At 55.0% G+C, this 26,051-nt stretch carries 25 protein-coding genes; 12 read left to right on the forward strand and 13 right to left on the reverse strand.

Features of this window, described 5'->3' with window-relative positions:
* Positions 1-377: 377 nt before the first annotated feature.
* On the forward strand, positions 378-1,265 hold the full coding sequence (locus E3U44_RS01645; protein ID WP_134356368.1) for an IS982 family transposase: 888 nt from the start codon (positions 378-380) through the stop codon (positions 1,263-1,265).
* Between the two features lie 22 nt (positions 1,266-1,287).
* Here the strand turns inward: E3U44_RS01645 and E3U44_RS01650 are convergent, their stop codons facing one another.
* The 3 genes from E3U44_RS01650 to E3U44_RS01660 are packed head-to-tail and all read right to left on the reverse strand — an operon-like array spanning position 1,288 to position 3,014.
* Positions 1,288-1,707, reverse strand: coding sequence for a DUF488 domain-containing protein (locus tag E3U44_RS01650; RefSeq protein ID WP_476703566.1), 420 nt, complete (start codon positions 1,705-1,707; stop codon positions 1,288-1,290).
* A gap of 12 nt (positions 1,708-1,719) precedes the next feature.
* Positions 1,720-2,334 (reverse strand): DUF488 domain-containing protein, encoded by a 615-nt coding sequence (locus E3U44_RS01655; RefSeq protein ID WP_134356369.1) that lies wholly within the window; start codon positions 2,332-2,334, stop codon positions 1,720-1,722.
* On the reverse strand, positions 2,331-3,014 hold the full coding sequence (locus E3U44_RS01660; protein ID WP_134356370.1) for a dual OB domain-containing protein: 684 nt from the start codon (positions 3,012-3,014) through the stop codon (positions 2,331-2,333). Before E3U44_RS01660 ends, E3U44_RS01655 begins: the two co-directional genes overlap by 4 nt.
* 493 nt (positions 3,015-3,507) lie before the next feature.
* Here E3U44_RS01660 and E3U44_RS01665 point away from each other — a divergent pair, with 493 nt between their 5' ends.
* Positions 3,508-4,044, forward strand: coding sequence for a hypothetical protein (locus E3U44_RS01665; protein ID WP_134356371.1), 537 nt, complete (start codon positions 3,508-3,510; stop codon positions 4,042-4,044).
* Between the two features lie 71 nt (positions 4,045-4,115).
* On the opposite strand, the gene E3U44_RS01670 is transcribed toward E3U44_RS01665, so the two are convergent.
* Positions 4,116-4,469 carry a hypothetical protein gene (locus E3U44_RS01670; RefSeq protein ID WP_134356372.1) on the reverse strand — a complete coding sequence of 118 codons (354 nt, stop codon included), beginning with the start codon at positions 4,467-4,469 and terminating at the stop codon, positions 4,116-4,118.
* A 4-nt stretch (positions 4,470-4,473) separates the two neighbouring features.
* Here E3U44_RS01670 and E3U44_RS19170 point away from each other — a divergent pair, with 4 nt between their 5' ends.
* Positions 4,474-4,632: a hypothetical protein gene (locus E3U44_RS19170; protein WP_166804980.1), complete on the forward strand. Its 159-nt coding sequence runs from the start codon at positions 4,474-4,476 to the stop codon at positions 4,630-4,632.
* A 173-nt stretch (positions 4,633-4,805) separates the two neighbouring features.
* Positions 4,806-5,936: an ISAs1 family transposase gene (locus E3U44_RS01675; protein WP_276321953.1), complete on the forward strand. Its 1,131-nt coding sequence runs from the start codon at positions 4,806-4,808 to the stop codon at positions 5,934-5,936.
* A gap of 350 nt (positions 5,937-6,286) precedes the next feature.
* Here E3U44_RS01675 and E3U44_RS01680 read toward each other — a convergent pair whose 3' ends face one another.
* Entirely contained in the window at positions 6,287-6,499 is a 213-nt protein-coding gene (locus E3U44_RS01680; RefSeq protein ID WP_134356373.1) for a hypothetical protein, read from the reverse strand.
* Positions 6,500-6,814: 315 nt separating this feature from the next.
* Here E3U44_RS01680 and E3U44_RS01685 point away from each other — a divergent pair, with 315 nt between their 5' ends.
* From E3U44_RS01685 to brxL, 8 genes are read left to right on the forward strand one after another with little or no spacing between them, the layout of a single operon-like run.
* Entirely contained in the window at positions 6,815-7,654 is an 840-nt protein-coding gene (locus tag E3U44_RS01685; protein ID WP_134356374.1) for a hypothetical protein, read from the forward strand.
* On the forward strand, positions 7,629-8,198 hold the full coding sequence (locus E3U44_RS01690; protein WP_134356375.1) for a BREX protein BrxB domain-containing protein: 570 nt from the start codon (positions 7,629-7,631) through the stop codon (positions 8,196-8,198). Before E3U44_RS01685 ends, E3U44_RS01690 begins: the two co-directional genes overlap by 26 nt.
* The gene (gene brxC / locus E3U44_RS01695; RefSeq protein ID WP_134356376.1) at positions 8,195-11,638 is read left to right on the forward strand and encodes a BREX system P-loop protein BrxC; all 3,444 of its coding nucleotides are present in this window, start codon (positions 8,195-8,197) and stop codon (positions 11,636-11,638) included. The genes E3U44_RS01690 and brxC overlap by 4 nt, the downstream gene beginning before the upstream one ends.
* 32 nt (positions 11,639-11,670) lie before the next feature.
* Positions 11,671-11,892, forward strand: a complete 222-nt coding sequence (locus E3U44_RS01700) for a type II toxin-antitoxin system HicB family antitoxin (protein ID WP_134356377.1) — start codon at positions 11,671-11,673, stop codon at positions 11,890-11,892.
* Entirely contained in the window at positions 11,885-12,103 is a 219-nt protein-coding gene (locus E3U44_RS01705) for a type II toxin-antitoxin system HicA family toxin (RefSeq protein WP_134356378.1), read from the forward strand. The genes E3U44_RS01700 and E3U44_RS01705 overlap by 8 nt, the downstream gene beginning before the upstream one ends.
* Before the next feature lie 8 nt (positions 12,104-12,111).
* The gene (locus tag E3U44_RS01710) at positions 12,112-15,486 is read left to right on the forward strand and encodes an Eco57I restriction-modification methylase domain-containing protein (protein ID WP_134356379.1); all 3,375 of its coding nucleotides are present in this window, start codon (positions 12,112-12,114) and stop codon (positions 15,484-15,486) included.
* 24 nt (positions 15,487-15,510) lie between these two features.
* The gene (pglZ, locus tag E3U44_RS01715; protein ID WP_134356380.1) at positions 15,511-17,862 is read left to right on the forward strand and encodes a BREX-1 system phosphatase PglZ type B; all 2,352 of its coding nucleotides are present in this window, start codon (positions 15,511-15,513) and stop codon (positions 17,860-17,862) included.
* Complete coding sequence (gene brxL / locus E3U44_RS01720; protein ID WP_206054867.1) at positions 17,859-19,913, forward strand: BREX system Lon protease-like protein BrxL; 2,055 nt, start codon at positions 17,859-17,861, stop codon at positions 19,911-19,913. Before pglZ ends, brxL begins: the two co-directional genes overlap by 4 nt.
* 160 nt (positions 19,914-20,073) lie before the next feature.
* Here brxL and E3U44_RS01725 read toward each other — a convergent pair whose 3' ends face one another.
* From E3U44_RS01725 to E3U44_RS01760, 8 genes are all read right to left on the reverse strand, one after another.
* Positions 20,074-20,256 carry a hypothetical protein gene (locus E3U44_RS01725; protein WP_134356381.1) on the reverse strand — a complete coding sequence of 61 codons (183 nt, stop codon included), beginning with the start codon at positions 20,254-20,256 and terminating at the stop codon, positions 20,074-20,076.
* Positions 20,257-20,285: 29 nt separating this feature from the next.
* Positions 20,286-20,834: an IS630 family transposase gene (locus E3U44_RS01730; RefSeq protein ID WP_134356382.1), complete on the reverse strand. Its 549-nt coding sequence runs from the start codon at positions 20,832-20,834 to the stop codon at positions 20,286-20,288.
* Between the two features lie 5 nt (positions 20,835-20,839).
* Positions 20,840-21,343, reverse strand: a complete 504-nt coding sequence (locus tag E3U44_RS01735; protein ID WP_134356383.1) for an IS630 family transposase — start codon at positions 21,341-21,343, stop codon at positions 20,840-20,842.
* A gap of 99 nt (positions 21,344-21,442) precedes the next feature.
* Positions 21,443-21,862 carry a TubC N-terminal docking domain-related protein gene (locus E3U44_RS01740; RefSeq protein ID WP_134356384.1) on the reverse strand — a complete coding sequence of 140 codons (420 nt, stop codon included), beginning with the start codon at positions 21,860-21,862 and terminating at the stop codon, positions 21,443-21,445.
* Positions 21,859-24,405 (reverse strand): phage/plasmid primase, P4 family, encoded by a 2,547-nt coding sequence (locus tag E3U44_RS01745; protein WP_134356385.1) that lies wholly within the window; start codon positions 24,403-24,405, stop codon positions 21,859-21,861. The genes E3U44_RS01740 and E3U44_RS01745 overlap by 4 nt, the downstream gene beginning before the upstream one ends.
* A gap of 2 nt (positions 24,406-24,407) precedes the next feature.
* Complete coding sequence (locus E3U44_RS01750) at positions 24,408-24,698, reverse strand: hypothetical protein (protein WP_134356386.1); 291 nt, start codon at positions 24,696-24,698, stop codon at positions 24,408-24,410.
* Positions 24,699-24,708: 10 nt separating this feature from the next.
* A complete protein-coding gene (locus E3U44_RS19500) occupies positions 24,709-25,059 on the reverse strand; it encodes a helix-turn-helix transcriptional regulator (RefSeq protein WP_206054868.1) in 351 nt (116 codons plus the stop codon).
* Positions 25,060-25,161: 102 nt separating this feature from the next.
* Positions 25,162-25,980: a DUF6387 family protein gene (locus tag E3U44_RS01760; RefSeq protein WP_134356387.1), complete on the reverse strand. Its 819-nt coding sequence runs from the start codon at positions 25,978-25,980 to the stop codon at positions 25,162-25,164.
* Positions 25,981-26,051: the final 71 nt, after the last annotated feature.

Genomic DNA, 26,051 nt, shown 5'->3' on the forward strand with positions numbered 1-26,051 from the left:
ATTCTAAAATTTGGGGACTGAGATAAACCGATAATCCCATTAACTCCATAATTTAGCGAAATACCTACATCATATTGCGTATCTTTGTTTGAAGCATCTCATTGGCGGATACTGATGGATAAGAACTTTTATCAAGTCGTAAATATAACTGTAATCGTGATAATGAGTATGTCCATTTTCCTACCCAAGCACATAGGTTAAGAAAGTGGTTGAGCTCCGGCTGTGAAATTCCACGAGTTAGAAGCTTGCCACGAAAGTCGTTGACTATTTAGTCGACTTACGTCAGTTCGACATAAGCGGGGGGCTGTTTTCATAGTCCTGGGTAGGAGATAGGATGTGCCTGTTCAGAGGGTTATTCAAAGAAGCAGGTGAGGGTCATGATAGATTTAGAGCGGGTTTTTTGTGAGGTCGATGATTTCTGCCAAGCGTTTGAACCCCAGTGGCATCAGCAGCTTCTACACTCAGGCGAGAGAAAGCGGCGAAAAACCTCAAGCCTGTCACTGAGTGAGGTGATGACGATTATCATTGCTTTCCATCGCTCGACCTATCGCACATTTAAGCACTATTACACCGGCTATGTGGCGAAATACTGGCGGGGAGCCTTTCCTATGCTGGTCAGTTATCCCCGCTTTGTGGAACTGATGAGCTCGGCGTTGATTCCCTTGTGCAGTTATCTGCACACCCGTAAAGGCCAGGTCAGCGGTATTGGTTTTATTGATTCTACGCCCATTATCGTCTGCCATCGCCAACGGGCTCCTACCCATCAACTCTTTAGAAAAAAGTCCCACTGGGGCAAGAATTCCATGGGATGGTTTTATGGATTTAAGCTGCATTTGATCATCAACGATGAAGGGGAACTGCTCGCCTTCAAGCTGACCCCGGCCAATGTCGATGACCGCCAACCCGTTCCCGAGATGACCCGAGGGATGTTTGGAAAGCTCTTCGGGGATAAGGGGTCTATTTCTCAGCCCCTCTTCGACCTCTTGTTTGAGCGGGACTTACAACTTATCACCAAGCTCAAGAAAAACATGAAAAACAAACTTCTTCCCTTGTTTGATAAGATCCTCACCCGAAAACGGGCCCTCATTGAAACGGTCAACGATCAGCTCAAAAATATCTCCCCAATTGAGCACACCCGCCATCGCAGCATCGCTAATTTTATGGTCAATCTAGTGGCCGCCCTGATTGCCTACACCTATCAGGACAAAAAACCCTCTCTTCACCTTCGCTTTCACCCCGATCAATCCTTACCCATCGGGATCTAGCTTATGTCGAACTGACGTCGACTTAAAGATGCCGAATATCAATGTTACCCCATTTTTTACGAAGATACTCTGCGATCAGCCGGCGATGGCAGTGTTCTGGAGTAGGTTCACTGCATAACAGACATCCTCCATCAATCAATGACTTATCTAATACTTCCTCTACATGCCGCTTGTCCATAAGCGACAAGAACTTTTTTTCATAGGTTTGCCAATCGCCACCGCTTTTTTTGTACTCATCAAGAATCTCTTTAGTAGGAGACAATTCAGGCAAATGAACGTAGCTTAGACCGCAGATTTTTGGGAGGAAAAAGCGGAGGTCCTCTTTTTTAGTAAAGCCCGCGAGCTGCGAGACATTATTAAGACGTACATCCACCACTCGTTCCAGACCAGGCTGTTTCAAGCGCGTAAAAAAACTGTTCTGCGTTCTTCTTAGCAAATCCAATAGTGAAAATCTTCATCGCTCTGCATTCCTCTCCCCTTGTTCCATATTCTTGTCTTGATAAGCAACGCGCTTGCCTTGTATCGTGTATGCTTCGGCAAGGAACTCTTCTCTGCTCTTAAACATATCCCCCTCTGGCAGGTTACAAATGGCTAATAGGCGGGACTCTATTGCTTGGTGAGTTTCTACAGAACCATCAGCGTGAATATGGTTGATAGGGATTCCTATTTCTGAAAGCTTGCGGGCAACCAGTAATGCACGGTGGCATTCAATTGGATCTTTCTCCGCGCACATAAGGGCGATACGGTAACGTTCTATGCCCTGCATTATACGCTTTACCCCTTCAGCAAATAGGGGCTCTTTAGCTAAGCGATTATATTGAACTTTGCCCTGCCGGTAGCAGGCAGGATTATTGCTCCGTGCACCTAGCTCCTTGCCAAGAAACACATAGGCAATATCAGAACTCGCTAACGTGGCCTTAAGGAGCTCACGGGAATATTGTGGTACGTAGCGACTATAAGGATAGGACCGTACATCCCCTAGAGCTGTAATAGCATGCCGGCGTAGTAACCCAATAAACGCTGCCATCTCATGGTTTGAATGACCTATAGTGTAAACCTCAAAATTCATCTAAACCTTTCCTCATACAAGACTCCAGCTATGAGTTTATAGTAATAACCTTTGTATGGATCGCCGAGGCTGACACATAGTAAGGGGTGATGGATTTCATAGTGGCCATCAGCTTGGCTCATAAATTTCCGCTCTATCACTGGATCAGTTACGTCCATACGATAAGCACTCCCTTGATAAACGAATTGTCCCCGTACGGCCCGTTTTGAGTCTGGATACTCGGGGGCTTTAAGTCCAACTAAGAGTTGTAAGCGCTTGACAGAAATAAGGTGCAGTGAAGTGCCGTTTTCCGCCCCGATAGCTACACGATTGTTTAGACCAGTGTAACTCCCCTGTCCGGTACCCCAGAGTGTATTGGGAGCGTCAAGCCAGTTGTGGGCGTCTTGGAACTCTAATTTCCCCCGCTTTAACCAAAAATATCTTGAAGCAATAATGTGGTTTTCCCGTTGGTGATTCAGAGGATAACGACTTTCGCATGGTACTTGGATAATGTCGAGAAGCTGAGGCTCATACCCATTTTCGAATTTTTGCTCCTCCTCGGATATTTCATGGGTTACGCGCCGACTGATAGGACGTACCCACTCTCCTGGCTTACCATTTATCCACTCTTTTCCTGCAGTGCATCTCCCGAAGTTCTTTCGGGAGTTTGCGAAGCAGACAATAGTTTTCACATAGCTCATCAGAATCCTTTGAAATGAAAAGGCGTAATAAAGTAACGTCTATAGGGGATATATCAGCATTCCATTGCTATCCTTGAGCAAGTTTAAAAGGAAATATCAGGGAGGACGCTGGTGCAGTCGTGTGGATGTGTGAAAGAATCGGCGAAATTAGTTACCAGACCTCTATTGGTCTTGGTGAAGCCAAAGCAATAACGCTTTCTGCTTTGAGCGGGCCTCGTGGAAAGTAGTGCTACGCGTTCCCAATTGAGGCCAAACATACCGTGGCTTTGCTCTCCTCACCAGAAAAAATTAAATACCTAAAAACTTCTGCCGATGTACTTAAAATCCTTTAGAGGTTCCATTCCAGATCAGAGCCAAGGAGTGCCAAAGTTAGTTTCCAAGGAAGTCGGAGAGATCAATCGGTGACAGTAGACGGATCAAGTAAAGTTCGAAGTGTTCGGGCTCTGACAAGTAGTGTGGCTGGTGCGTTATCTTTATTTCGGGACGTTTGGGCTTGGCAATGACGGTTCTTTTTATCGTATTGCTTCACGCTGTTCCTGTATTCATCATCGGCGCATGGACAAAGAGCAAGATAGCACTGATTTTTGCTGCCATTATTGCCGGTTCTATCGGCGCAGTAACGGGGAACTCTACATATATTGCCGCTGACTTAATCGGTGTGCTTATAGCTTATGCGTTAGGCAGAAGCTATATAAACAACCAAGAGCTAACTACCCCAACACGTTCAGAACCTCCGACACTTGTACTCCCACGAACGATAGAAAAGTCTTGGCTTCGAGGTATTTTCGTTCTAATAGGTATTGCTATCTTTCTCTACAGTATAGTTACGGATAAACCTACACCGCCTTCTCATATTGAATCTCCACAGCAAATTCAGCTTGTGCCGCCTCCGAATCCACCCATGCTATTGCAGAGCACACCGACACATGCGCCTGATGAAAAAACAAAACGCCCAAGTTTTGATATTAGGCACTGTCTTGAATTACCCTCAAATGAGGCAATTACAAAGTGTGCAAATCAATATAGGTGATTGCCCTAATCGGTGACTATAGCGGCCTGCCACAAAGATTAGTGCTGTTTGGCTGGGGTTTTCTTTTTACACTATCCTCCTTCCCAGCTGGTACAAACCGGCGTGATAACTCCAAAACCCAGGCAGCGGCGGAGGTGTTGTTTTTTTCTCTTCCGCCGTTTGCCTACCCGACTTCTCTTTCTAGCGCTGATCGACCACGCCTCTTGGCCCTTGGGGGCCATGCCGGCCACCAAGAGGAGTGAAGACCGGCTACAGGCCCAGGGATGACAATAGGACACCCCCGATACTGCTAGGGGTGACAAGATGTCATCTGCCGAAAATATCACCCGTGACAATACGACACCCCTATCAATGCCGATGATGTGTGGAGGAAAACGCTGATTCCAAGTATACTGTAAAATTGGATTTCTCCGATTGGGGAGCACGGCCATGAACCCCTCTCTAGCCTTATCCACTGTGCTCCCTGCCCCCCTGTTTTTGCTTGTTGATTCAGTAAACCGCCAGCACCGTACCGTCTATCAACTCAATATTGAACTGGCCTTATGGATTTCCTCAGACCTGGATTTCACCCATCGCCACCGAGCTTGAATCAAGATGCTCGTCGGCTGGCTGATCAAGAAAGAGCAAGAAAGATTGCCCAAAGCCACCCACGGCAGAGAGTGGCTGTCTCCAGGGCTAACGCATGAAATTGCAGAATAGTGATCTGAAGCTTAACCCCGGAGGTAAAATGCCTTTTTACATTTCTGTGAAGAGGCCTCACCGTGATCGAGCAGCTAATTGAGCAATTTTCTGACCTTGAAGACCCGCGCTGTGCAGGGAAGATCGAGCACCAACTGATCGATATTTTGGTCATTGCGATCTGTGGCTTGATCGCCTGCGCCGAGAATTGGGAAGACATTGCTTTATATGGTTGCAGCAAATTATCCTGGCTGCGCCAATTTCTCGCCCTTCCTAATGGTATTCCTTCTCACGACACATTTCGTCGGGTGTTCATGCTAATCGACCCGCAGGCCTTTGAAGCCTGCTTTACGGCCTGGGTCGGTACCGTTGCCACGCCCGGCGAGCGGGAAGTGGTCGCCATCGACGGTAAGACGGTGCGCCGATCCTTCGACCGGGGCCGGGAACAGTCCCCGCTGCACCTGGTGAGTGCCTGGGCCAGCGAGCAGGGGGTAGTGCTGGGTCAGCATTGTGTAGATGAGAAGTCCAACGAGATCACGGCCATTCCCGAACTGCTGGAGAGTCTGGCGCTAGAGAATACCCTGGTGACTATGGATGCCATGGGCTGCCAGAAGGACATTGCCCAGCGGATTGTGGATCGCCAGGCGGACTATCTGCGGGTGCTCAAGGCCAACCATGGCCATGACTATGCGGCCGTGCAGAAGCATTTCGAACAACATTGTTTTGGGCGAGGTGCCACGGCTAAACCCGTTTTCGATGCCTTCGATGAGAGCCATGGCCGACGGGTGCGCCGGCGGGTGTTTGCCAGCCCTCAGGCCGCCTTATTGGAGACGCTGGGGGACTGGCCGCGATTGCACACCGTACTGGCGGTTGAGGCGATTCGTGGGGTCAACGGGAGCGGCAAGGTTGAAGCTGAGATTCGTTACTTCCTCTCCAGCTTCACGGGTGATCCGTTGGTTCTGGCTCAGGCCATCCGCCGCCATGGGTCGATCGAGAACAACCTGCACTGGGTGTTGGATGTCACCTTCCGGGAGGATGATAGTCGTGTTCGCGATCCCACGGCAGTACGCCACTTCGCCCTGCTCCGCAAGATCGCTATCAACCTGCTCGGCCGGGACCGCTCCACCAAAACCAGTTTGCGTGGCAAACGCAAAAAGGCAGCCTGGGATGACGATTACATGCTCCAACTTCTCCAGGCCAATTTCATGCGTTAGCCCTGTGGCTGTCCCCGGTTTGGAAAGGGTTACCGAATCAGGTAACCCTGCCTATTGCTCAGCCTCGTAATAGCAAAGAAGAATCACCGAATAGACTCTAGAAGCGATCTCTTCATCATCGGCCCTAGACGCCCCGCTTTAAAGAACAGCTTCAGCAACCTCTGGTCGCGTTTTCTGATGTCGGGCCCATCTTCCGCTACATTCTAATTGAATCAACAACTTAATTCATTTGTGCCCATGTAACCGCTCCAAAAAAATCAATAAGTTATGCGGCGGTGGAGGAAGATAGGTCGGGGTATGGAAGGGAATGTAAAGGCCTCTTATCGCCCCTCTACGGGGCGTCCAGAGCTCTAAACCGCCTCCCAAGGAGCTGGACGGGTGCGCCAATGGCGGGATACCGGGGGTAAAAACCGTTCCGATTTCTCGATGCGGCGGCCAGAACGCCCCGATAGGCCCGTTTTTGCTACTCCCGCTTCTTGGGTCAATCCTTGTTGACGACTTTTTATATAAATCTTCTCCTGTCGTTGAGTAATTCGAGCACCTGGCACCTGACCCCTCCACATGTAAAGTCCCATGGATAGGTGCCAGTTTCACTCAACCGGCCAAGATAGTTGTCGTTGACCAGGCAGGTTAATTGTCGTCGAACACCTTCGCCAAGTAACCGCGGCCTTAGCCTCATTTGGAGTCATACACCCGCTCCACCCTCGCAACAGCCCACCAGAGCAAGTACATCCTATACCGGCTCAACGCCACGAGAATAACCTGAGGTGTCCTGGCCATAGTGAAAGCAGTGCGGTGTGTCATTGCACCCACAATAGCGCCGGCAAATTTGCCGGCGAAACTTTACATCTTGTCAGAGTACTTTATAGTGTCCCATCATGGGTGTTATATCCGATTTGAATTTCGAAACTGGGATTGCCGGTCTCTCTCCTATCCAGGCCTTGGCTTGGGGATTCCGCTTGGGTGAACGCGGCACCCACACCAGCCGCACCATCATGCTTAAGGAGCTGTCAGATCTTCTGGAGGCAGTCCCAGGCGAGGTTTCCCGCAAGGACTACGCGGATGCCATTATGGAAGCCAACTGTCTGGGTAAGCGGACGGCAGCAACCCGCAAGCTTTCACTCCAGCGGCTGAGCGAGCTCTATGGCCTTGATGGTCGAGTGATTCTCTTTCGTGTTCTTAGGGACCTATGGGGTCGATTTGAAACTAGCCGTCCCCTTCTGGCGCTCCTGCTTGCTCTTGCACGGGATCCACTGCTACGGGCTACAACACGGGCGGTGGTTGGCACTCCCTATGGCCACGAGTTCGCGCGGCAACCTATGAAGGACGCCCTCTCTGATGCTGTTGGGGAGCGCCTAAGCGAAGCGACACTCGATAAGGTAATACGCAATGCTTCTTCGTCATGGACCCAGTCTGGCCACTTACGAGGAAGGGGACGAAAGACTAGGCGGTGTGTTGTGGCAACGCCAGCTGCAACTGCATACGCATTGTTGCTAGGTTTCGCTGTCGGCCAGCGTGGTCGTCTGCTGTTCGAGACCCCGTGGACCGTCGTGTTGGATGCCGGCCCCGATGAGCTCATTGATGCTGCAGTTGATGCAAAACAGCTAGGACTACTCAATCTCAAGCAATCTGGGTCGATGATTGACGTGTCGTTTCCAACAATATTGACCGAGAAAGAAAGGGAGCTGCTCCATGGGACGCATCGAGAAGCTAGCTGACCACTATAAGCGCTACATTGCGCTTCCGTGGCAAAAGGACCTGGCGGGTGCGCAGCGCGCCATATTTGTTGTCTATGACAAAGCCGATGAACGGCGGCTGCGGGCACGCAAAGATTTATTTGCATTGGTGACCAGAGAGGCAGGGCACAACTGGAGCGAGTGTGACCTGTCCCGGGTCTTCGCGCAGTGGATGGCCGAAACCGAGTACCGCGACAGCTATTTCGAGTCGCCGGAGGATCTTGATCTCAAGCTGGAGGACGATTTTCTCGAGCACGTAGCCGGGTGTGTGAGGGAAGTGCTGATATCGCCTGAGGTGGATGAGAACTCGGTCGTGGGCCTCTACGGTATTGCTTCGCTATTTGGATTCATCCGCGTGTCGGAGCTCATGAGGGAGATCGAGGGAAACATTAGAGGTCGCGTGGTGGTGTTTTTCCCTGGAGAGTATGAGAACAGCAACTACCGGTTATTGGATGCCCGGGATGGGTGGAACTACCTCGCCGTCCCGATAACCTTGCAAGAAGACCAAGAAGTGTACCAGGTATGAAAAACCGGGATATCTACCAGCGAAACCCCAGTAAGATCGCTTTGTTGAACAACGGCGTTGCAACCATGGCCGACGCCCTGACCGACGACGAGCGCCGCACCCTACGCTTCGAGCTGGAGCACTTTGTCTGCGAGGGTGAGTACCAGCGGGGCCTCGTCCGCATCCTCGACTCGTACGTCAGCAACCAGGGCCAACCCGAGCAGCCGGCGGCTTGGGTCAGCGGCTTCTTTGGCAGCGGTAAGTCCCACCTCGCGAAGATGCTGCGTTTCCTGTGGACCGACTACACCTTTCCGGAAGATGGCGCGAGTGCGCGGGGGCTGGCCCGGCTGCCGACCGATGTGCAGGACCTGCTCAAGGAGATCACCACACTGGGTAAGCGCGCCGCCGGCCTTCACGCGGCGGCGGGCACATTGGGCGCCGGCGCTGGCGATAGCGTTCGGTTGGCGCTGCTCGGTATCGTGTTCAAGTCCGCGGATCTACCCGAGAGCTATCCGCAGGCGCGCTTCTGCCTCTGGCTCAAGAAGAACCACATCTACGAGCAGGTTTGCGCCGCCGTCGAGGCAGAAGACCGCAATTTTCGGCGCGAGCTGAACGACATGTATGTGAGCCCGCTCATCGCCAAGGGGCTGCTGGCGGCCGACCCCAACTTCGCTGGCAACGAGAAGGACGCGAGGGCCGCACTCCGAGCCCAGTTCCCCAAACCCAAGGACATTACCACCGACGAATTCGTCACTGCGCTCCAGGACACGTTGGCGCCTGACGGCAAAATGCCTTGCACGGTCATCATCCTCGACGAGGTACAGCAGTACATCGGCGACGACACCAGTCGGTCATACGTCGTGCAGGAAGTGGTGGAGGCCTGCAGCAAGCGATTCGGCGATCGCCTCCTGTTCCTGGGGACTGGCCAGACAGCGCTATCCGGCACACCGGCGCTCCAGCGCCTACAAGGCCGATTCACCGTAAACGTCGAGCTCTCCGACACCGATGTCGAGACCGTGACCCGGCGGGTGGTGCTGGCGAAGCGCTCAGACCGTGTCAACGACGTCAAGGCGACCCTGGACGGCAATGCCGGCGAGCTGGACCGGCATCTTGTCGGGACCAAGATCGGTCCTCGCAGCGAAGATAAGCCCGTTCTCGTGGAGGATTACCCGCTGTTGCCGGTGCGACGCCGCTTCTGGGAGCATGCGTTGCGCGCGGTCGATCGTGCGGGCACGGCCGGTCAGCTTCGCACCCAACTGCGGATCGTCTACGATGCCATCCGACACACGACCGACGATCCGCTCGGCACGGTCGTGCCCGCCGATTTCCTGTTTGAGGAGATCTCCGCTAACCTACTGCAAAGCGGTGTGCTGTTGCGGGAGGTGAACGAGACTATCGCCAGCCAGGACGATGGTTCGCCGGATGGTCGTCTGAAGTCGCGCTTGTGCGCACTGGTCTTCCTGATTCGAAAGCTCCCCCGTGAGGCTGGCGTCGACATCGGCGTTCGAGCCACGGCAGAAGTGCTCGCCGATCTGCTGGTGAAGGATCTCTCCAAGGATGGTGCTTCCCTGCGCGGTCAGCTGCCAAAGCTGCTCGATGAACTCGTCGCCACCGGCACGCTGATGAAGCTCGATAACGAGTACAGCCTGCAGACCCGGGAGAGCAGCGAGTGGGAGGCGGAGTTCCGTAACCGGCAAACGAAACTGGTCAACGATCCGACTAGGATGAGCAGCAAGCGCGCTCAGCTGCTGGGCGCGGCAGTGCAGGATTCGATTGGCTCCGTAAAATTGCTCCACGGCAAGTGCAAGGAGCCCCGAAAGCTCGCGTTGCACTTCGGTGCCGAGCCGCCTCAAGGTGCCCCCCATGAGATCCCCGTCTGGATACGCGATGGCTGGGGCGTGGATGAGAAAAGCGTCATCGCCGATGCGCGTGCGGCTGGGCCCGACAGCCCGACCATCCATGTCTTTGTGCCCAGGTCCCGTGCCGAGGCGCTGGCACGGGTTATCGCCGCCCAGAGCGCCGCGAAAGACACCCTCGAATACAAGGGTGTGCCCTCGACGCCGGAAGGCATCGAGGCCCGCCAGGGCATGGAAACTCGGCTGACCGAGGCCAGCAACAGTCTGCGAGCACTGGTTGCCGAGGTGGTCGATGGTGCAAAGGTGTACCAAGGTGGCGGCAATGAGCGACTTGAAGCGACACTGCTCGACAAGGTCAAGGAGTCGGCAAATGCCTCCCTCGACCGGCTCTTCTACAATTTCAGGGACGCCGACCACCACCGCTGGCCCAAGGTCATCGAGCGCGCCCGAAAAGGCGCCGAGCACCCTCTGGAAGTGCTGGACTACAGCGGCAAGACGGAGGATCACCCGGTTTGCTCGGCGGTCCTGTCCTTCGTGGGCTCAGGGAAAAAGGGCAAGGACGTCCGCGCTCATTTTTCCGATCCGCCTTATGGCTGGTCGCGCGATGCCGTCGATGCCGCGCTCATCAGCCTGTTCGGCACCGGACATCTCCGGGCGACCACCAACGGTACCCCGCTGAAGCCGGGGCAACTCGATCAGGCGAAGATATCGGCTACCGACTTCCGAGTCGAAAGCGCGACCATCGACACCCGCCAGCGCCTCAAGGTCCGCAAGCTCATCACCACGGCCGGAGTGCCCTGCAAGCCGAACGAAGAGGCGGCTGCAGCCGGAGAGTTTATTGCTAAGTTGAGCGATCTGGCGCGCCGCGCCGGCGGCGAGGCGCCGCTCCCCGAGCGCCCGGATACGAGTCACCTCCTGGATCTCCAGTCGCTCGCCGGCAACGAGCAGTTAGTCGGTATCCTCAATCGACACGACGAGCTCCTGCAGAATATTGAGGACTGGACCAAGGCGCGCGACTTAGCAGAGAAGCGTCTGCCGGCCTACCAGCGCCTGCAGTCCCTGGCACGCCACGCCGACGGATTAGCTGCCGCCAAGGAAGTCCAGCCGCAGATCGAGGCGATCGCCGCCAACCGCAGCCTGCTGGACGCCACGGACCCGGTGCCGGATCTCGCCAAGGCGCTCGCCGATGCGCTGCGCGCGGCGCTGACGGAAGCGGAGAAGCACTACGCCCAAGTCTTCGATGAGGAGTCCGCACGGCTCGAGTCCGCCGAGAGCTGGCAGAAGATCGAGCCATCCGATCGCGACCGGATTCTGAAAGGTTTGAACATCGTCAAGGCCACCAAAGGGGCCACGGGGACGGAACAGGAGGTGCTGGAGTCGCTTGAGCGTACTTCCCTTAACACTTGGCGAACCCGCACGGCCGCGCTGCCCCAGCTCTTCGCGGAGGCACGCATCCAAGCCGACAAGCGGGTCGAGCCGAAGACGCATCACGTCAAGCTGGGCAGCGCCACGTTACGTACCCCTGAAGAGGTAAAAACCTGGGTTGAAAAGACCGAGCAGGAGTTATTGGAAAAGCTAAAACTGGGGCCTGTTGTCATAAGTTGATCGACACCTGAGCGGAATAGGAGACCTGTACCATGAACAGACAATTGACGGCGATTATCGAACGTGAGGGCGACGGCTACGTGGCCTTATGTCCGGAGGTGGATGTGGCCAGCCAAGGCGATACGGTGGATGAAGCGCGCAACAACCTCAAGGAGGCTCTGGAGCTGTTCTTCGAGACGGCTTCGACCACTGAGATTCAGCAACGGCTGCACAGCGAAGTCTATGTGACCAATATCGAGGTTGCCGTTGGCTAAGCTTCGCGTTTTATCGGGCGTCGAAGTTTGTCGCATTCTCGCCGACCACGGTTTCGTGGAAGCGCGGCGGCGCGGCAGTCATATGGTGATGCAGAAGGTGGAGGGCGAGGGCAGCGTGACGGTTCCCGTGCCGGACCACAAGGAACTGCGCACCGGCACACTGATGTCGATTATCCGGCAGTCCGGTTTGCCGCGTTCCATTTTTGAGTAACCCCAACCATGCAGACACTCGTGCCAAACCTGCGCCGCCAGCTCGAGCGAACGGTCATCGAGGCCCGGGATGTGGCGGGGGCCGGTGCCCGCGCCGCACTTGAGGCCTTGGCTGTGCACTACCATGAGCCCTACAGGCACATGGGTTCGGAGCAGCGCACCCTGCGCCGGCGCCTACGCGCCCACGCCCGCCAACTCGGTGATCGGCCAGATGCCCGCTCAGGGAGCCATGGTATCGACCACCTAGTGCACGAATGCGCCTACGAGCACTGGCACGGCATGCTATTCGCGCGCTTTCTCGCCGAAAACCATCTCCTAATCGAGCACGAGATGGGTGTGGCCATTTCCCTGGACGAGTGCGAGGAGCTGGCCAAGGAAGAAGGTGTCGATAAATGGGCCCTCGCGGCACGCTTTGCTCACCGGATGTTGCCCCAGGTGTTCCGACCGGATCATCCGGTGTTCGAAGTCCAATTCGCGCGAGAATACCGCCTGAAGCTGGAAGGGGTAGTCGAAAGCTTGCCGGCAGAGGTGTTCACGGCGATGGATTCTCTGGGTTGGGTTTATCAATTCTGGCAGACCAAAAGAAAGGACGAGATCAACCGCTCCGAGGTCAAGATCGGGGCCGATGAGTTACCGGCGGTGACCCAGCTCTTCACGGAGCCTTACATGGTGCAGTTTCTGCTACACAACTCGCTGGGGGCCTGGTGGGTCAGCCGTCACCCGGACAAGGCGTGCCCGGTCGATCTGACTTATCTGCGCCGAACGGAAGATGGAGGGGCGGCGGCTGGCGCGTTCGAGGGTTGGCCAAACGACCTTTCGGAGTTCCGCCTGCTCGACCCGTGCTGCGGCTCGGCGCATTTCCTGGTCGCGGCGTTCCTGATGCTGGTTCCCATGCGCATGGCGCTGGAGGGCCTGGATGCCGCCGAAGCGGTGGATGCCGTCTTACGGGAGAACATCCATGGCCTGGAGCTTGACCAGCGCTGCGTGGCCATTGCGGCGTTCGCGCTGGCGCTAGAGGCGTGGCGGTTCCCCGATGCTGGCGGCTTCCGGACGTTGCCGAAACTCAATCTCGCTTGGTGTGGACAACCGGTTGCCGGGAAGAAAGAGCAGTGGCTTGCACTGGCTGAAGGTGACTCCCGGCTCGAAGCCGGCATGACGGCGCTTTACGAAACCTTCCGCGACGCGCCTACATTGGGCAGTTTAATCGACCCGACCCGCTCGGTGAGCGAGGATATGTGGACGGCCGGTTTCTCGGAAGTTCAGCCTTTGCTCGAGAAAGTACTACGAGAACACGCGGGGGAGGAAGAGTGGGAGGAGACAGCAATTGCTGCTCGGGGACTTGCATTTTCGGCGAGTCAACTTAGATCGAAGTACGATTTAATTATAACTAATGTTCCATTTCGTCAGTCAGACGATCTCGATAGAAGACTAAATACGTTCACCAAAAGTCACTTTCCTAAGTCCAAATCTGACCTCGCAACGGTATTTCACCAGCGCTTACTTTCTTTACTGAATACGGGCGGCTCGCTGGTGCTCGTGATGCCGCAAGGATTTTTGTATAAAGATTATTACTCGCAATATCGCAAAAGTGTGTTCAGTTCCTGGACTGTCTCACTAATTGCCCGGCTGGGACCCGCAGCGTTTCAAGAAATTACCGGCGAGGAAGTTAAGGTCATACTATCCGTTTTTATAAACATAAGGCCAACAAACCGTTCAGTTGTCAACCAGATCGACGCGACGTGTGGAGAGCCAGACTATAAGGAACGGCATCTTCGGCTAGGAAAAATGCTCAGCATGAAACAGCAGGGAAGTTTAGTAAGCAAGAGGAACATCTTGCCTCTCGCCAACAACTCAAGTGCTCGAAAGCTTCTTGAAGATTTCGCAACATTCTCAAATGGAGTACAAACAGGTGACTATCCACGCTTTGGGCGCCTGTTCTGGGAGATCCGAGATACCAAGGGTGATTGGCAATATCAGCTATCTACGGTAAACGCCACAATAGCGTACGGGGGCCGAGAACATGTTGTCCTTTGGGGTGGCGAGACTCTTTTCAAATTTGTGGAGGAAAAGGTAGGTGAAGGCAACACGGGGTCTTGGTTGAGGGGCCTGTCCTGTCGAGGCAAGAAAGGTGTTGCGATTAGCGCCATGGGAGTATTGAAGGCGACACTGTATACGGGAGAACTCTTCGACGACAACACGGTTGTTCTGATTCCAAATCGAGAATCTGAACTGGCGGCGCTATGGCGATTCTGTGCGCATCCAAATTACAACGATCTTGTCAGGGAAGTCGATCAGTCCAATAAGGTAAGAGGTGCATTGCTTAGGGTTCCCTTTGATCCACAGGACGACTATGACGCTTCAAAGCTGCCTGCTGTGTGGTCAGGAGATGCCACTCAGTGGATCTTTCACGGTCATCCCCGGATGGCTGACTCGCCACTGCTTACGGCTGTAGCTCGAATCGTTGGGTACCATTGGCCAGCAGAAAGCGATCATAACATGGATTTAGGCGATGAATCGCGCACCTGGGTCGAGAAGGCAAAAGATCTCTACCCCTATGAAGACGAAGACGGCATCGTCTGCATCCCCTCGGTGCGCGGAGAGCGTCCGGCATCTGAGCGGCTTCTGCAAGTTCTGCACGCTGCCTATGGCGATGACTGGCATGACGGTATCCTGACCAAGCTGCTCGCCGAATCAAACAGCGCCTCCCTCGATGACTGGCTGCGCAATAAATTCTTCGAAGAGCATTGCAAGCTGTTTCAGCACCGTCCCTTCATCTGGCACATTTGGGACGGGCGCAAGCGCGACGGCTTCCATGCGCTAGTCAACTACCACAAGCTGGCCGAAGGCGATGGCAAGGGCCGGCGCCTGCTGGAGTCGCTCACCTACAGCTACCTCGGGGACTGGATCGCTCGCCAGCAAGATGGCGTGAAGCGCGGAAACGGCGGTGCCGAGGATCGCCTCGCCGCGGCGCTGGAGTTGCAAAAGCGCCTCGTTGCGATTCTCGAAGGCGAACCGCCTTTCGACCTTTTCGTGCGCTGGAAGCCCCTCGAGGAACAGCCCATGGGCTGGGAGCCGGACATTAATGACGGGGTGCGCCTCAATATCCGCCCCTTCATGGCCCAGGACTTGCCCGGTGGCAAGAAAGGCGCCGGCATCCTGCGCGCCAAGCCAAACATCCATTGGAAAAAGGACCGCGGTAAGGAACCGACCCGCGACCAGGCGCAATTCCCCTGGTTTTGGAAGGATGGCAAATTCACCGGGGAACGAGTCAACGACGTGCATCTCACTCTAGCCGAAAAGCGCGCGTCGCGCGAAGAGGCTGCATCCGACCGGCTGGAATGCCTGGGCCGGGGGCCTAATGCCCGCTGGCGGAGAATTGGGTAATGTACCTAATATATGAGTACTAAAATGCAATATAGTACCTATATAGCCCTGCCTACCACAACCGTCATCGAGGCCCTGGTGCGCGCGTTGGAAAGCGCGGCCAAATATAATCCGAACGACGTGGTACAGCCTGCCGCCATCCTCTGGACTGATCATGATTCCCAGTGGCAACCCATTATCCCCCAGCTCCGTCGACTGATGCCACAACTACTGACTTTGGGTGAATATGCACCTGAACATCGAACCGGGCCGGCCATCTGGTTGCGTAGTGTGGTTGATCGTGCACTAGAAAACGTCGAGATTTCCCAAGAAACGACACCGATTGTTTATTTACCTGGCATCAGCCGGCAGGAACTCAGAGCCGTCCAGGAGTGTCCAGACCACCTCAAGCCCTTGGTGGAACTCCAGTACCGGGGTGTCTGCTGGACCCAGAAGAACGGCAAGGATTGGACGGTCGAGGCGTTCCTGGTTTCCGAGGAAGGGGGGCTTGGGCTCAATGTGGCGCGTGATGCGGCCACCCGGCGGGCCATGCTTGGCGCCCTGGCGGAGTTAGCGACAACTTCGCTGGAACGTCTGAGGGGCAAGTATCTCGAGGCGGAAGATTTCGACAAGCTCTTCTCCGACGATCCGGCCAAGGATCTGCTGCTCTGGCTGAGCGACTCTGAGATGGTGAAATCTGGTTGGAAAGAAGGACGCTGGAACGCTTTCAAATCGCGCTGCAAAACAGATTTCAAGTTCGACCCGGACAAGGACGGTGAGCTTGTAGCGGCGGAGCTGCTTGGAAAACAGGAAGGAGCGTGGGCCCGGGTCTGGGAGCGTTTCGCCGAAGCGCCAGCGCTTTACCCGGGTGTCCCCGAGCTTCTGGGCAAGGCGATGCCGGACGATCTGTTCGTGGAACTATCCTCCTGGCCGCAAAAGAATGAGGAACAAGAAGTGGTTCTCCGACAGGCTCTTCTTAATCTGGAAAAGGAGACTCCCGCGGCCGCGTGCGAGCAGATCCTCGCCTTGGAGAAGACTCATGGTGAAAGGCGCCACTGGGTCTGGGCGAAGCTTGATCTAGCCCCCCTGGCAAACGCTCTCGCGCCCTTGGCGTTTCTTGCAGAGCGCACGTCCAGCAAACTTGGTGGTGGATCAGTGTCTGATATGGCCAAGCAGTATGTCGATGAGGCATGGGAGGTCGATGCTGCAGCGCTTTCCGCTATGGCCGCGGTGAAATCGTCTGTGGATGTTCAGGCTTTATGCAAGGCGTTGAACGCCATTTACCGCCCCTGGTTGGAGTCGGCAGCGGAGCATTTGCAAGCGTTGGTCGAAAAAGAGCCCCTACCGGGATACGATGGGCAGGGGCTGGAGGACATCTTAGTCGATTCCGGAGGATTGATCTTCTTTGCCGATGGACTCCGGTTCGATGTGTCGCAGCGCCTGGCGGAGCGCATGCGAGCGAAAGGCTGGTCGGTAACCTTATCGACGCGCTGGGCTGGTCTCCCGACAGTCACGGCAACTGCGAAGCCGGCAGTCTCACCGGTGACCAGAGACATCAAAGGCCTGGACCTGGGGGAGGACTTTCTCCCGGCAACTGCGGATGGAGGTCAACCCTTGACCACGGACCGGTTCCGCAAGTTGCTGGCTGCGGCCGGCTACCCCTATCTCGGTTCGGATGAAGCGGGTGACCCCTCTGGTCGCGCCTGGACTGAGAACGGCGAGTTGGACAAGCTGGGGCATGCGCTGCAAGGCAAGCTCGTTGGCCGGATCGAAGAGCAGGTGGAATTGCTGATCGAACGTATCCAATGTCTTCTTGATACCGGCTGGCGTGAAATCCGTATTGTGACGGACCATGGCTGGTTGTGGCTCCCGGGCGGACTGCCCAAGGTCGATTTGCCCAAGTACCTCACGGCGAGCCGCTGGGCTCGGTGCGCCGCGATCAAGGGCGGCTCCAAGGTGGAAGTGCCTACAGTACAGTGGCATTGGAATTCCGATGAACGTGTGGCGGTTGCCCCTGGTATTGCGTGCTTCGGCGCCGGTAACGAATACGCACACGGGGGGTTGAGTCTCCAGGAGAGCCTAATCCCCGTCATTCGGGTTACCGCTGGCGAAGCGGTGGGCAAAACAGCGGCCAAGGTGGTGGATGTTTCTTGGGCCGGGTTACGCTGCCGCGTACAAATTGAGGCCGTTCAGCTCGGGCTATTCGTCGATTTACGAACGAAGGTCAACGATCCGAGTTCGAGCATCAGCAAGGTTCGGTCCGCGGATTCCAAAGGAACGGCCAGCCTTTTGGTGATTGATGAGGAGCTTGAGGGCATGTCAGCGGCTGTAGTTGTGCTTGACGCCAGTGGTTACGTGATCACGAAACAATCCACGATCATCGGGGGTGAGGATTGAAGCTGGAACTCGATTCACTCGATCGTCTGGTAGCGGCGGCATTTGACGGCTACCTGGTCCGGAAGGACCTGGTGCGCAAGTATAGTCGCCAGTATCCGGTGCCCACCTATGTAGTCGAATTCCTTCTCGGGCGATACTGTGCAAGCATCGACGAGCAGGAGATCGAAGAAGGACTGACCATCGTTGAACGTCAGTTGGCGGAGCGGACGGTGAGAACGGGTGAAGAGGAACTCTTCAAAGCACGGGCCCGTGACTTGGGCGCGATCAAGCTCATCGATATTGTCAGAGCGAAGCTGGATGCCAAAACGGACTCGTTCATTGCCGAACTCCCCAGCCTCACGCTCAAAGATGTCCGGATCGATGACAGCCTAGTCAAGCAGCACGAGCGCATGCTGACCGATGGTTTCTATGCCGAAGTCACTCTGAGCTATGATGCAGCCATCGCCCAGGAGAAGGGGGGACGTCCATTTGCCATTGACAGTCTCCGAGCCATTCAGCTGTCGAAAGCGGATGTACTGGATATCCTAAAACGTGGCCGGCGCGACTTCACCACGGAGGAATGGAAGCACCTTCTGCTTCGCAGTGTCGGGCTGGAGCCAGCCGCCCTCTCGGATCGGGCCCAACTGGTCGGCCTGGTGCGAATGGTGCCGTTCGTTGAGCGCAACTACAACATGGTCGAACTGGGTCCCCGCGGCACTGGCAAGAGCCATCTATTTCAACAGATTTCTCCCTACGCTCATCTGATTTCGGGTGGCAAAGCGACCATGGCGAAGATGTTCGTCAACAATGCCACGGGCCAGCGTGGTTTGGTATGTCAGTACGACGTCGTCTGCTTCGATGAGATTTCCGGCGTCTCTTTCGATCAGAAGGACGGTGTGAATATCCTTAAAGGCTATATGGAGTCGGGCGAGTTTTCTCGCGGCAAAGAAAGTATCCGCGCTGAGGGTGGAATCGTCATGGTGGGCAATCTCGATGTGGAGGTGGAACATCAGCAGCGGGTCGGACACCTCCTCAGTCCGCTACCGCTGGAGATGCGCGATGATACAGCGTTTATGGACCGTATCCATGCCTATGCACCTGGGTGGGATTTTCCTAAGCTCAATCCCAATGAAAATTTCACGGACCATTTCGGTTTAGTCAGTGATTTCCTGTCCGAGTGTTGGAGTCGGCTCCGCATCGGCAGTCGAGTTCCCCTACTACAGGGACGCGTGAACTACGGTGGCGCGCTCAGCGGGCGAGATATCACGGCGGTTAACAAGACCGTGAGCGGTCTGCTCAAGCTGTTATATCCGGATCCCGAGATGCCGATTCCGGATAATGAACTAGAAGAGCTAGTCCGTGTCGCCCTCGAACTTCGTCGCCGCGTTAAGGAGCAGCAGAAGCGGGTATTCAAGAGCGAGTTCCGCAATACCCATTTCAGCTACACGATGGGGGAAGACGGCATTGAACAATTCGTTTCGACGCCGGAACTGCATAGCAACGAAACCATTGAACTCGATCCGCTGCCGCCAGGGCAGGTGTGGGGGATCAGTCCGGGCGGACCCGAAAATGGACCCAGCCTCTATCGCATCGAGGTCACTGTCGGCCGGGGGAGTGGAGTTAAGATACTGAACGCCCCCATCCCGCCCGCCTTCCGTGAGAGCGTTAAATACGCCGAGCAGAATCTGTATACACGGGCAAAGGAATTGGTTGGAGATAGAGATCCGCGATTACACGAATTCTCCGTACAACTACGTGCTATGGACAATGATCATACGGGAAACGCTCTCGGGTTGCCGGCACTAATAGCGCTTTGCAGTGGGCTGCTTGAGAAGAGCACGAAAGGTGGCTTGATCGTGGTTGGCGCGTTGAACTTGGGTGGATCAGTGGAACCGCTGGTAAATGCCATCGGCATCGTTGAAGTCGCCGTGGAGAAGGGTGCAGATACTATTTTGATGCCGGTTTCCGGGCGGAAACAACTATTTGAACTTTCTGATGAAATGGCAACGCGGGTTAACATTCAGTTCTACTCGGATGGGCCAGATGGGCTGCTTAAGGCCTTACTGGAGTAGTGAGTCATGGTTTTACTGCCTTCAATAATAGTCAATTCCTCACTTAACAAAGTGCCAACACTGATTGAATCTGACCCATCCAGTTACTGCTAACTGTCTCCGGTGATGAGGCCATTGGCCAACAACTGTTTTTAGCCTGTTAATTCAGTAAAGCCCCCCATCAATACACCTTAGCCCAACTGGTCCCTATCCGGACCTCCATCTCAACTGCTACCTCAGCAGTACCCGGGGAGGTCTCCGGTAGGTGGCAAAGTAGTTGTATCCCAAGTTGCAGCAGAAACGGCGTGGATAGAGGAATCTCAGGGGGTATCTGCCTCATATCATGTTCTGGTTCAACTCGCATGGATGGACTCTTTATACCATTCCTAATAATTAGGGCTCCAAAGTCGCCCACGAGCGCGTGCCCAATCGTTGGAGCGTACCGGGGAGAGCCGTGAACGCATTCCATGCCTCGCAACAGGCCTGCACAAGGTCCTCATTATCCTTAAAGCACCGGTTAGCGAGGTCACGCTGGCGAAGTGGTTGCCACAGCAACTCCACGGGGTTGAGTTCCGGCGAAGCGGGCGGAAGTTTTAGCAGCGAAAGGTTGTTCCTCCCCTCGGCCGCCCGCTCACCATGCCAGCCCGCCCCATCGACCACAACGACCGCATGACGACCTTCAGCTACCCGCTCCGAAATCGCCTGCAAGGGGAGGGCCATCGCCTCGGTGTTTGCCACCGGCAACACGAGCCCCACGGCTTCATCACGGGCCGGGCACATCGCGCCAAAGACATAGGTGTAAGCGTACTGCTGTTGACGGACCACCCGCGGGCGGGTGCCACGGGGCGCCCAAAGGCGGGTGAGCGTGCCTTGCTGGCCTACCCGCATCTCATCCTGAAACCCAATATCGACCTGGGTCCGTTCCACACCCTCGGGCAGCACCGCGGCTACCTGCTCAGCGAAGTTTTTTTAAACCTCTCTTGTGCCTGGGGATTTCGCTGGGGGTGCTTGGAGCGGGCGCTGATCCAGGACAACCCGGCCCGATGCAGTACCACATCCACCCCGCTAAGCGAGTACTCCACTCCAAAGTGTTCAGCAAGTAAGGCCCGGATCTCCTCTCCCCTCAGCCGTCCGCCTGAGCGCTTCGCCTGCGCTTGGGCAAGAAGCGCCTTCAATTGGGGCTCCTGCTCGGCTTTCAACCGCCGTTTTGCTCCACCACCCGGCTGCTCGGCCATTCCTTCTACACCCCCGGCCCTAAAACGCCTGAGCCATTTTAGCACCGTCTTCTCATGGACCTTGAGCATCATCCCCACTTCCCGAGGGCTTCGCCCCTCCTGAAGATGCGCCAAGGCCAACCATCGTACCCGGACCCGACCGTCCAACTCCCCTCGAGCCAATTCAGCAAAATCGTGCGCATATAATCTCTCAGGCAACTCTATCAAAGCAGGCATCGTTCTAGGTCTCCAGTTCCTCCTCCCTTTGTCCTACCACAATACCTTGTCACCACCCTCCTTGGAACTACAAAATTTAGAATTGGTATTACCTGGGCGTTAGATCCGAGGCTTATGGAACTCCAGGGCCAGCACCCGGTCTTTTCCATATTGCCACTCCAGGGCTTCTCTTGCCCGTGTTAAGTCCTTATACCCCGCGATCATCACGCACCATCCCCCACCATCATCAAGTAGGTAATCATAAGCCTGCATCCTCGCTTGTTCTTCAGCCTCTCGACGGGGGAAGCCCCCGTCATACTCCATAACGGCAGCACGCTCCTCTTCTGCCTCGACCATCGCTTCCAGAACGTCCTCCTCGGAGGCCATGAGCTGGATAAGCGCAGATTTGCTTTGCCGAATTAACGCCAGCAGTTCGGGGGTGATCGTTCCCTGGGGAGCATCCAATTCCAAATCGCTGCCTCGAAGCCTGACGATCACCTCTTGCTGGTTTAGGGTATTTAGAAGTTCTGCAGCGCTCATATCCGGATTATCTCCCGTGTCGGCGCCTCCTTGAGTTCAGATGGTTCTTCATCGTTAGAGGGTAGGGTTTGGCCGTTAGGAGGAAGTTTGCCTAAGGACCCCTTTCCCGCCAACCAATCATGCATGGGTTCCCCGGGTTGCCTCAGGCGTATCCCTTTAATCCCCATGCCCGGGCCGCGTTTTAATTCCTGAACTTCGACCTCAAGGGTATTTTTAAGGGTGTCTATCAGTTTGTGGCGAAAATTCCGCGTTGAGACCGGCAAACGGTTATTTCCCTGGCACCAGGCTAAGTAGTTGGCGTAGAGCCAATCCTCTGTATGCGCAAAATAAGCGATACCGCTGTCACGGTCGAAGAATGGCCTTTTGATACCGATCTGGGTCCAGTCTTCGGCGGAAGGAATGCAGCATTCCATCACCCAGTCCGAGACCGGATTCTCATCGCGCATGGCCTCGAGATTGGCACTGATCACGGCCAGCGGCGGGTGACAGATAAGGTGTCCTATCGCTTCCAGTGGCAGATCAAGCACCCAATTGACGAGCCCGGGGATCTCAGCATGGAGTTGTGCTTCACCGCCGAGGTTTTCCCAATGGTCCTTTTCTTCCTGGGTAATGCGTCGCTTAAAGGGAACGGTCACCCGCCGGCGTTCCAACCCGCTGGTGTGATCGCTCGTCTTTAAGGCCTCATTGCTGGCTATCACGACCAATCCCTCAAAGATGAAATTGCCTGCCTGCTGTTTGTGCTTGATCTCCAAGGGCAACGGGTCTTCACCGGTGATGCTCTTCAAGACATTGATGGTGCCGCCGTATTTATCCGTGTCAGCAATGAGAGCAAGCCGCTTCCTGTAAAGGAGAGCCGTTTCAAAGCGGTTTTGCTCCAGTCGCCTCAAGTCAGTCGAGGTGACGTTCTGCTCGCCGACCAGGGCCTGGAGCAGCCGAATAAAGGTGCTTTTCCCGGTCCCGCCCGGGCCAGTAAGATGGAGAAATTTCTGATATTTGGACGGCCCCCGAAGCAAAGCCGCCATAAAGGCATGCAGTAACTGAACCATCTCCTCATCGCCGCCCGTGGCAGCCTGCAACCAGGCTTGAATCGTCGGGCATTTCGCTCCTGGATGATACTCGAAAGGCAGCGCCCAAGTCAGGGCGTTCTCCGGCTTGATCGGTGTTAATGTTCGGGTGACCGGATCAAGGTGCCCGTTCTTGAAGGGGATAACCCCGTGGGCTTCTGGTAACGGTAGCGCATTTAACCGCTGAATAAGGAGCAGCATACTGTCCATATAGCGGGGAGTAAATCCCACCGAGTCAGTGGCATCGTACATCCAGCGGGTTAATTGCGCGTGCAATGTTTTCGCCGAGATCTCGGCTTTCCAATGGGTTCCAGTGAAAGCGTGCCAGATGCCTGATTCCACATCGTAAGCAAACCGACCTCGGAGCACCTGCAAGGCCTCCGCCGCCGCCGCTGAGGCGATTTTCAGCTTGGGGCCGTGCTCACCCTGGTGAACAAGCACGCCAGGAGAAGAAGGAAGCTCATGAGTGCTGGATAAGGACAGCTTTGGTGCAGGAGGGTGCTGGATGAGTGCTGGGTGAATCGCTTTGTCGGCCGCGCTATTGCTGGAAGTGCTGGAAATGCTGCTTTTTTTCTCTATTAATTTTTTTGTGGTTGACATGGTTTTCCCCTCCAGCTGCTGGCGAACTGCCTCTACTCCCTCCAATTGGTGCAAATCGTTGAAATCCGTAGGCCGCGTTGAGGTCTCTTTAAAAGAAGGAATGGCGATACGCCCTTTTACTGCCCTGGCGGCTGCGGTGGCTTTGGTGACTCCAGGGTTGCCCCGGGTCCACTGGTCATTGTCGGCAGCAAGGATAATCTCCAGATTTGGGCATTTTTTCCGCAAGGCCTTGGCCACGGGGAGGAGATTATCGGCATCGAAGGCCACGGCCACGGCAACCTGAGTGGCCTCGTAAATGCTGGCCCCGGTGGCGTAGCCCTCGACAATATACAGGGTGCCCTTGGGCCTCCCAATGGTGTGATAACACCCTTTCTTCTTGCTCCCGGTCTCAAACTTTTTGTCGCCAGAAGGTGAAATCGCTTGGATCCCTTGCAGAGTTCCCTGTCCATCCCGCGCCGGAATAAGCAGTTGATCTCCCTGGGTGCGAAGCCCGTAAGCGCCCACGCCTTTGGCTTTGAGATAACCGTGTTCCCCGCCTTCAGAACGAGCCGCTGCCCATTGCTTCTGAAGGCGTGCCCTCGCCTTAGCGGAATCGGCGGCTTCCTTCTTTCGCCGTGCCTCCCGCTGGCGTTGCCATTCGGCTTTCTCAGCTTCGGTAAAAGGTGTGTCCCGTTTCGCCTGCCAGGTCTTATACAGTCCGGTCGACAAGTCCTTGAACCAGCCGCCCCGGCCGTCCTCGAAAAGTTTGCAGCGTCCGGCCTTGTTACTGCGCCCTTTTCCAGCGCCGGGGAAGCGGTAAATTCGCCCCGGTTCGATATCATCCGGGGGCTTCAGGCCGTGGGCGCGGATAGCGTCCAGGAACTCAGTAACCGTGTTCATGCTCACACCTCCCGCAAACCAAATTTGGCAATCAGCCAATACGCCATATTGGTCGTGATTGGATCAAGGCGGGCGCTTAGGGCAAACCACGCTTGAATGGTGCAGGGGTCCCCCGAGCTTAATCGGCCCTTGGGCCTTAGGTCGGCGGGGTAGTGGGATGGTCGGCAATGAACACGAGAGGTATATTTTCCCTTGCTGTTTTTATTGCTTGAGGCTTTGGCTAAGCCCAGTGCGCTCTTATGACGGGCGTAAGAACCCTCTCCCCCGATGAGGATAGAATAAAAGCTTTCCATGTATCACCCCCTAGTCCTTCGTTTTGCCAAGGAAGCGGGGGTTACTTGAATCCAGTGATTTGCTAGACTTACGTTTAGCCATTTTCTTCTCCGGTAGTGCGTTAGAGTTAATGGTGAGGTCCAGGTGGGTGTTATCAGCGCCCACCGGGACCGCTCTTTTCTTAAGTTGTTCTAACCATGCGTCTAGATCCTCTCTCAGATATCGCACGGAACGTCCAATTTTGATCCATCTTGGACCAGGTGTACGGCCTTCACGATGCCCGTTAAGCCGGTCTTGCCGAAGAAAAGCCACGGACATCCCAATATAAACAGCGGCTTCACGGTCGCTCAGTGCTCGTTTAATAATTTCAGGCTGACTCATTGGTTACCCCATAGTGTTTTTGTTTGCTACGGGGCTATGTTCAGCTATCAGGAATAAATTTTCGAGGGATGAAATTTTCAAAAAATTATTCCGGAAAATTTTTTAACTTTTTTCGTTCCGGTTTTTGACGGGTTTATCTATAGATCTTTGTGCCTGGAGTCCTAATGCCGCAATTGTGGAGAGATCAAGTAGCTCATTAACGGTAGGCTTAACGGTTTTTCTGATTTTTTCATCACTGGCTACTTCATCGGGAAAGAGAGAATCTGCCAGGAGGCTATTTGTGTACTGCACGCCCTGATATCTTTCCCAAAGGAGGAGATCGATACAGGGAAGGACTTGATAGCACGCCCAGTCCCTAAAGTTCGTCTCAGAGAACTTTCTTTTCCTCGCCTGGCGCTCTACCTCTCTGCGGCAATCACGTAGCCATTTTTCAAAGTCATCTTTGAGCTGTTTATCAGTGGCGCGTAAATCCACCGTAATATGAGCAGGGCCACCTAGTGATAGCTGCGAGGGAGAGTCGTAGGCAGTCTGCGCAGCTTTGATGAGGCCCATTTTAGGGCGCTGCTCTATTGTCCAAGACGCCATCGATATTCCTGCACAGGTTAGCGGCCTAACGGAGGGGCTTCCGCATCCCTGTAACAGCAGAAAAAGCGCTAAACGTTCTGAATCAGAAAAGTCGGGGGAGGGGAAAAGACCGTATTGGGTAATGGCTTCCAGCGCATACAAAAAAGACTGGTAGCGACTATCACGCTTTTCCTCATCGCTGGCATGGACGGATATAGGGTTATCGTAAATATTCCTCCGTATAGAAAGCTGGTAATACCATCCTGCCGTGTCAAGTTCACTAACCCCCTCATACTTGGCGAGCTCGAACCACTCTGGCAAATCCTCTTTTTTTTTAAGTCGGGTAGTTTTTCTCATAGTGCACTCCTTCTCATGCCACCTTCATAAAGGAGGCCCAGCCAGGCCGGTGAAGGTCTCCGGCTTTTCGG

The organism is Nitrosococcus wardiae (assembly GCF_004421105.1).
Classification (GTDB): Bacteria; Pseudomonadota; Gammaproteobacteria; order Nitrosococcales; family Nitrosococcaceae; genus Nitrosococcus; species Nitrosococcus wardiae.

Excerpts from the sequence above, each read along its gene's own strand:
- E3U44_RS01680 (WP_134356373.1), bottom strand. The coding sequence starts at position 6,499 with ATGTGGAGGGGTCAGGTGCCAGGTGCTCGAATTACTCAACGACAGGAG.
- E3U44_RS01760 (WP_134356387.1), bottom strand. The coding sequence starts at position 25,980 with ATGAGAAAAACTACCCGACTTAAAAAAAAAGAGGATTTGCCAGAGTGG.
- pglZ (WP_134356380.1), top strand. The coding sequence starts at position 15,511 with ATGCAATATAGTACCTATATAGCCCTGCCTACCACAACCGTCATCGAG.
- E3U44_RS19170 (WP_166804980.1), top strand. The coding sequence starts at position 4,474 with ATGAACCCCTCTCTAGCCTTATCCACTGTGCTCCCTGCCCCCCTGTTT.
- E3U44_RS19500 (WP_206054868.1), bottom strand. The coding sequence starts at position 25,059 with ATGAGTCAGCCTGAAATTATTAAACGAGCACTGAGCGACCGTGAAGCC.
- brxC (WP_134356376.1), top strand. The coding sequence starts at position 8,195 with ATGAAAAACCGGGATATCTACCAGCGAAACCCCAGTAAGATCGCTTTG.
- E3U44_RS01655 (WP_134356369.1), bottom strand. The coding sequence starts at position 2,334 with ATGAATTTTGAGGTTTACACTATAGGTCATTCAAACCATGAGATGGCA.
- E3U44_RS01740 (WP_134356384.1), bottom strand. The coding sequence starts at position 21,862 with ATGAGCGCTGCAGAACTTCTAAATACCCTAAACCAGCAAGAGGTGATC.
- E3U44_RS01745 (WP_134356385.1), bottom strand. The coding sequence starts at position 24,405 with ATGAACACGGTTACTGAGTTCCTGGACGCTATCCGCGCCCACGGCCTG.
- E3U44_RS01690 (WP_134356375.1), top strand. The coding sequence starts at position 7,629 with ATGGGACGCATCGAGAAGCTAGCTGACCACTATAAGCGCTACATTGCG.
- E3U44_RS01725 (WP_134356381.1), bottom strand. The coding sequence starts at position 20,256 with ATGCGAGTTGAACCAGAACATGATATGAGGCAGATACCCCCTGAGATT.
- E3U44_RS01645 (WP_134356368.1), top strand. The coding sequence starts at position 378 with ATGATAGATTTAGAGCGGGTTTTTTGTGAGGTCGATGATTTCTGCCAA.
- E3U44_RS01750 (WP_134356386.1), bottom strand. The coding sequence starts at position 24,698 with ATGGAAAGCTTTTATTCTATCCTCATCGGGGGAGAGGGTTCTTACGCC.
- E3U44_RS01700 (WP_134356377.1), top strand. The coding sequence starts at position 11,671 with ATGAACAGACAATTGACGGCGATTATCGAACGTGAGGGCGACGGCTAC.
- E3U44_RS01660 (WP_134356370.1), bottom strand. The coding sequence starts at position 3,014 with ATGAGCTATGTGAAAACTATTGTCTGCTTCGCAAACTCCCGAAAGAAC.
- E3U44_RS01735 (WP_134356383.1), bottom strand. The coding sequence starts at position 21,343 with ATGCCTGCTTTGATAGAGTTGCCTGAGAGATTATATGCGCACGATTTT.
- E3U44_RS01685 (WP_134356374.1), top strand. The coding sequence starts at position 6,815 with ATGGGTGTTATATCCGATTTGAATTTCGAAACTGGGATTGCCGGTCTC.
- E3U44_RS01710 (WP_134356379.1), top strand. The coding sequence starts at position 12,112 with ATGCAGACACTCGTGCCAAACCTGCGCCGCCAGCTCGAGCGAACGGTC.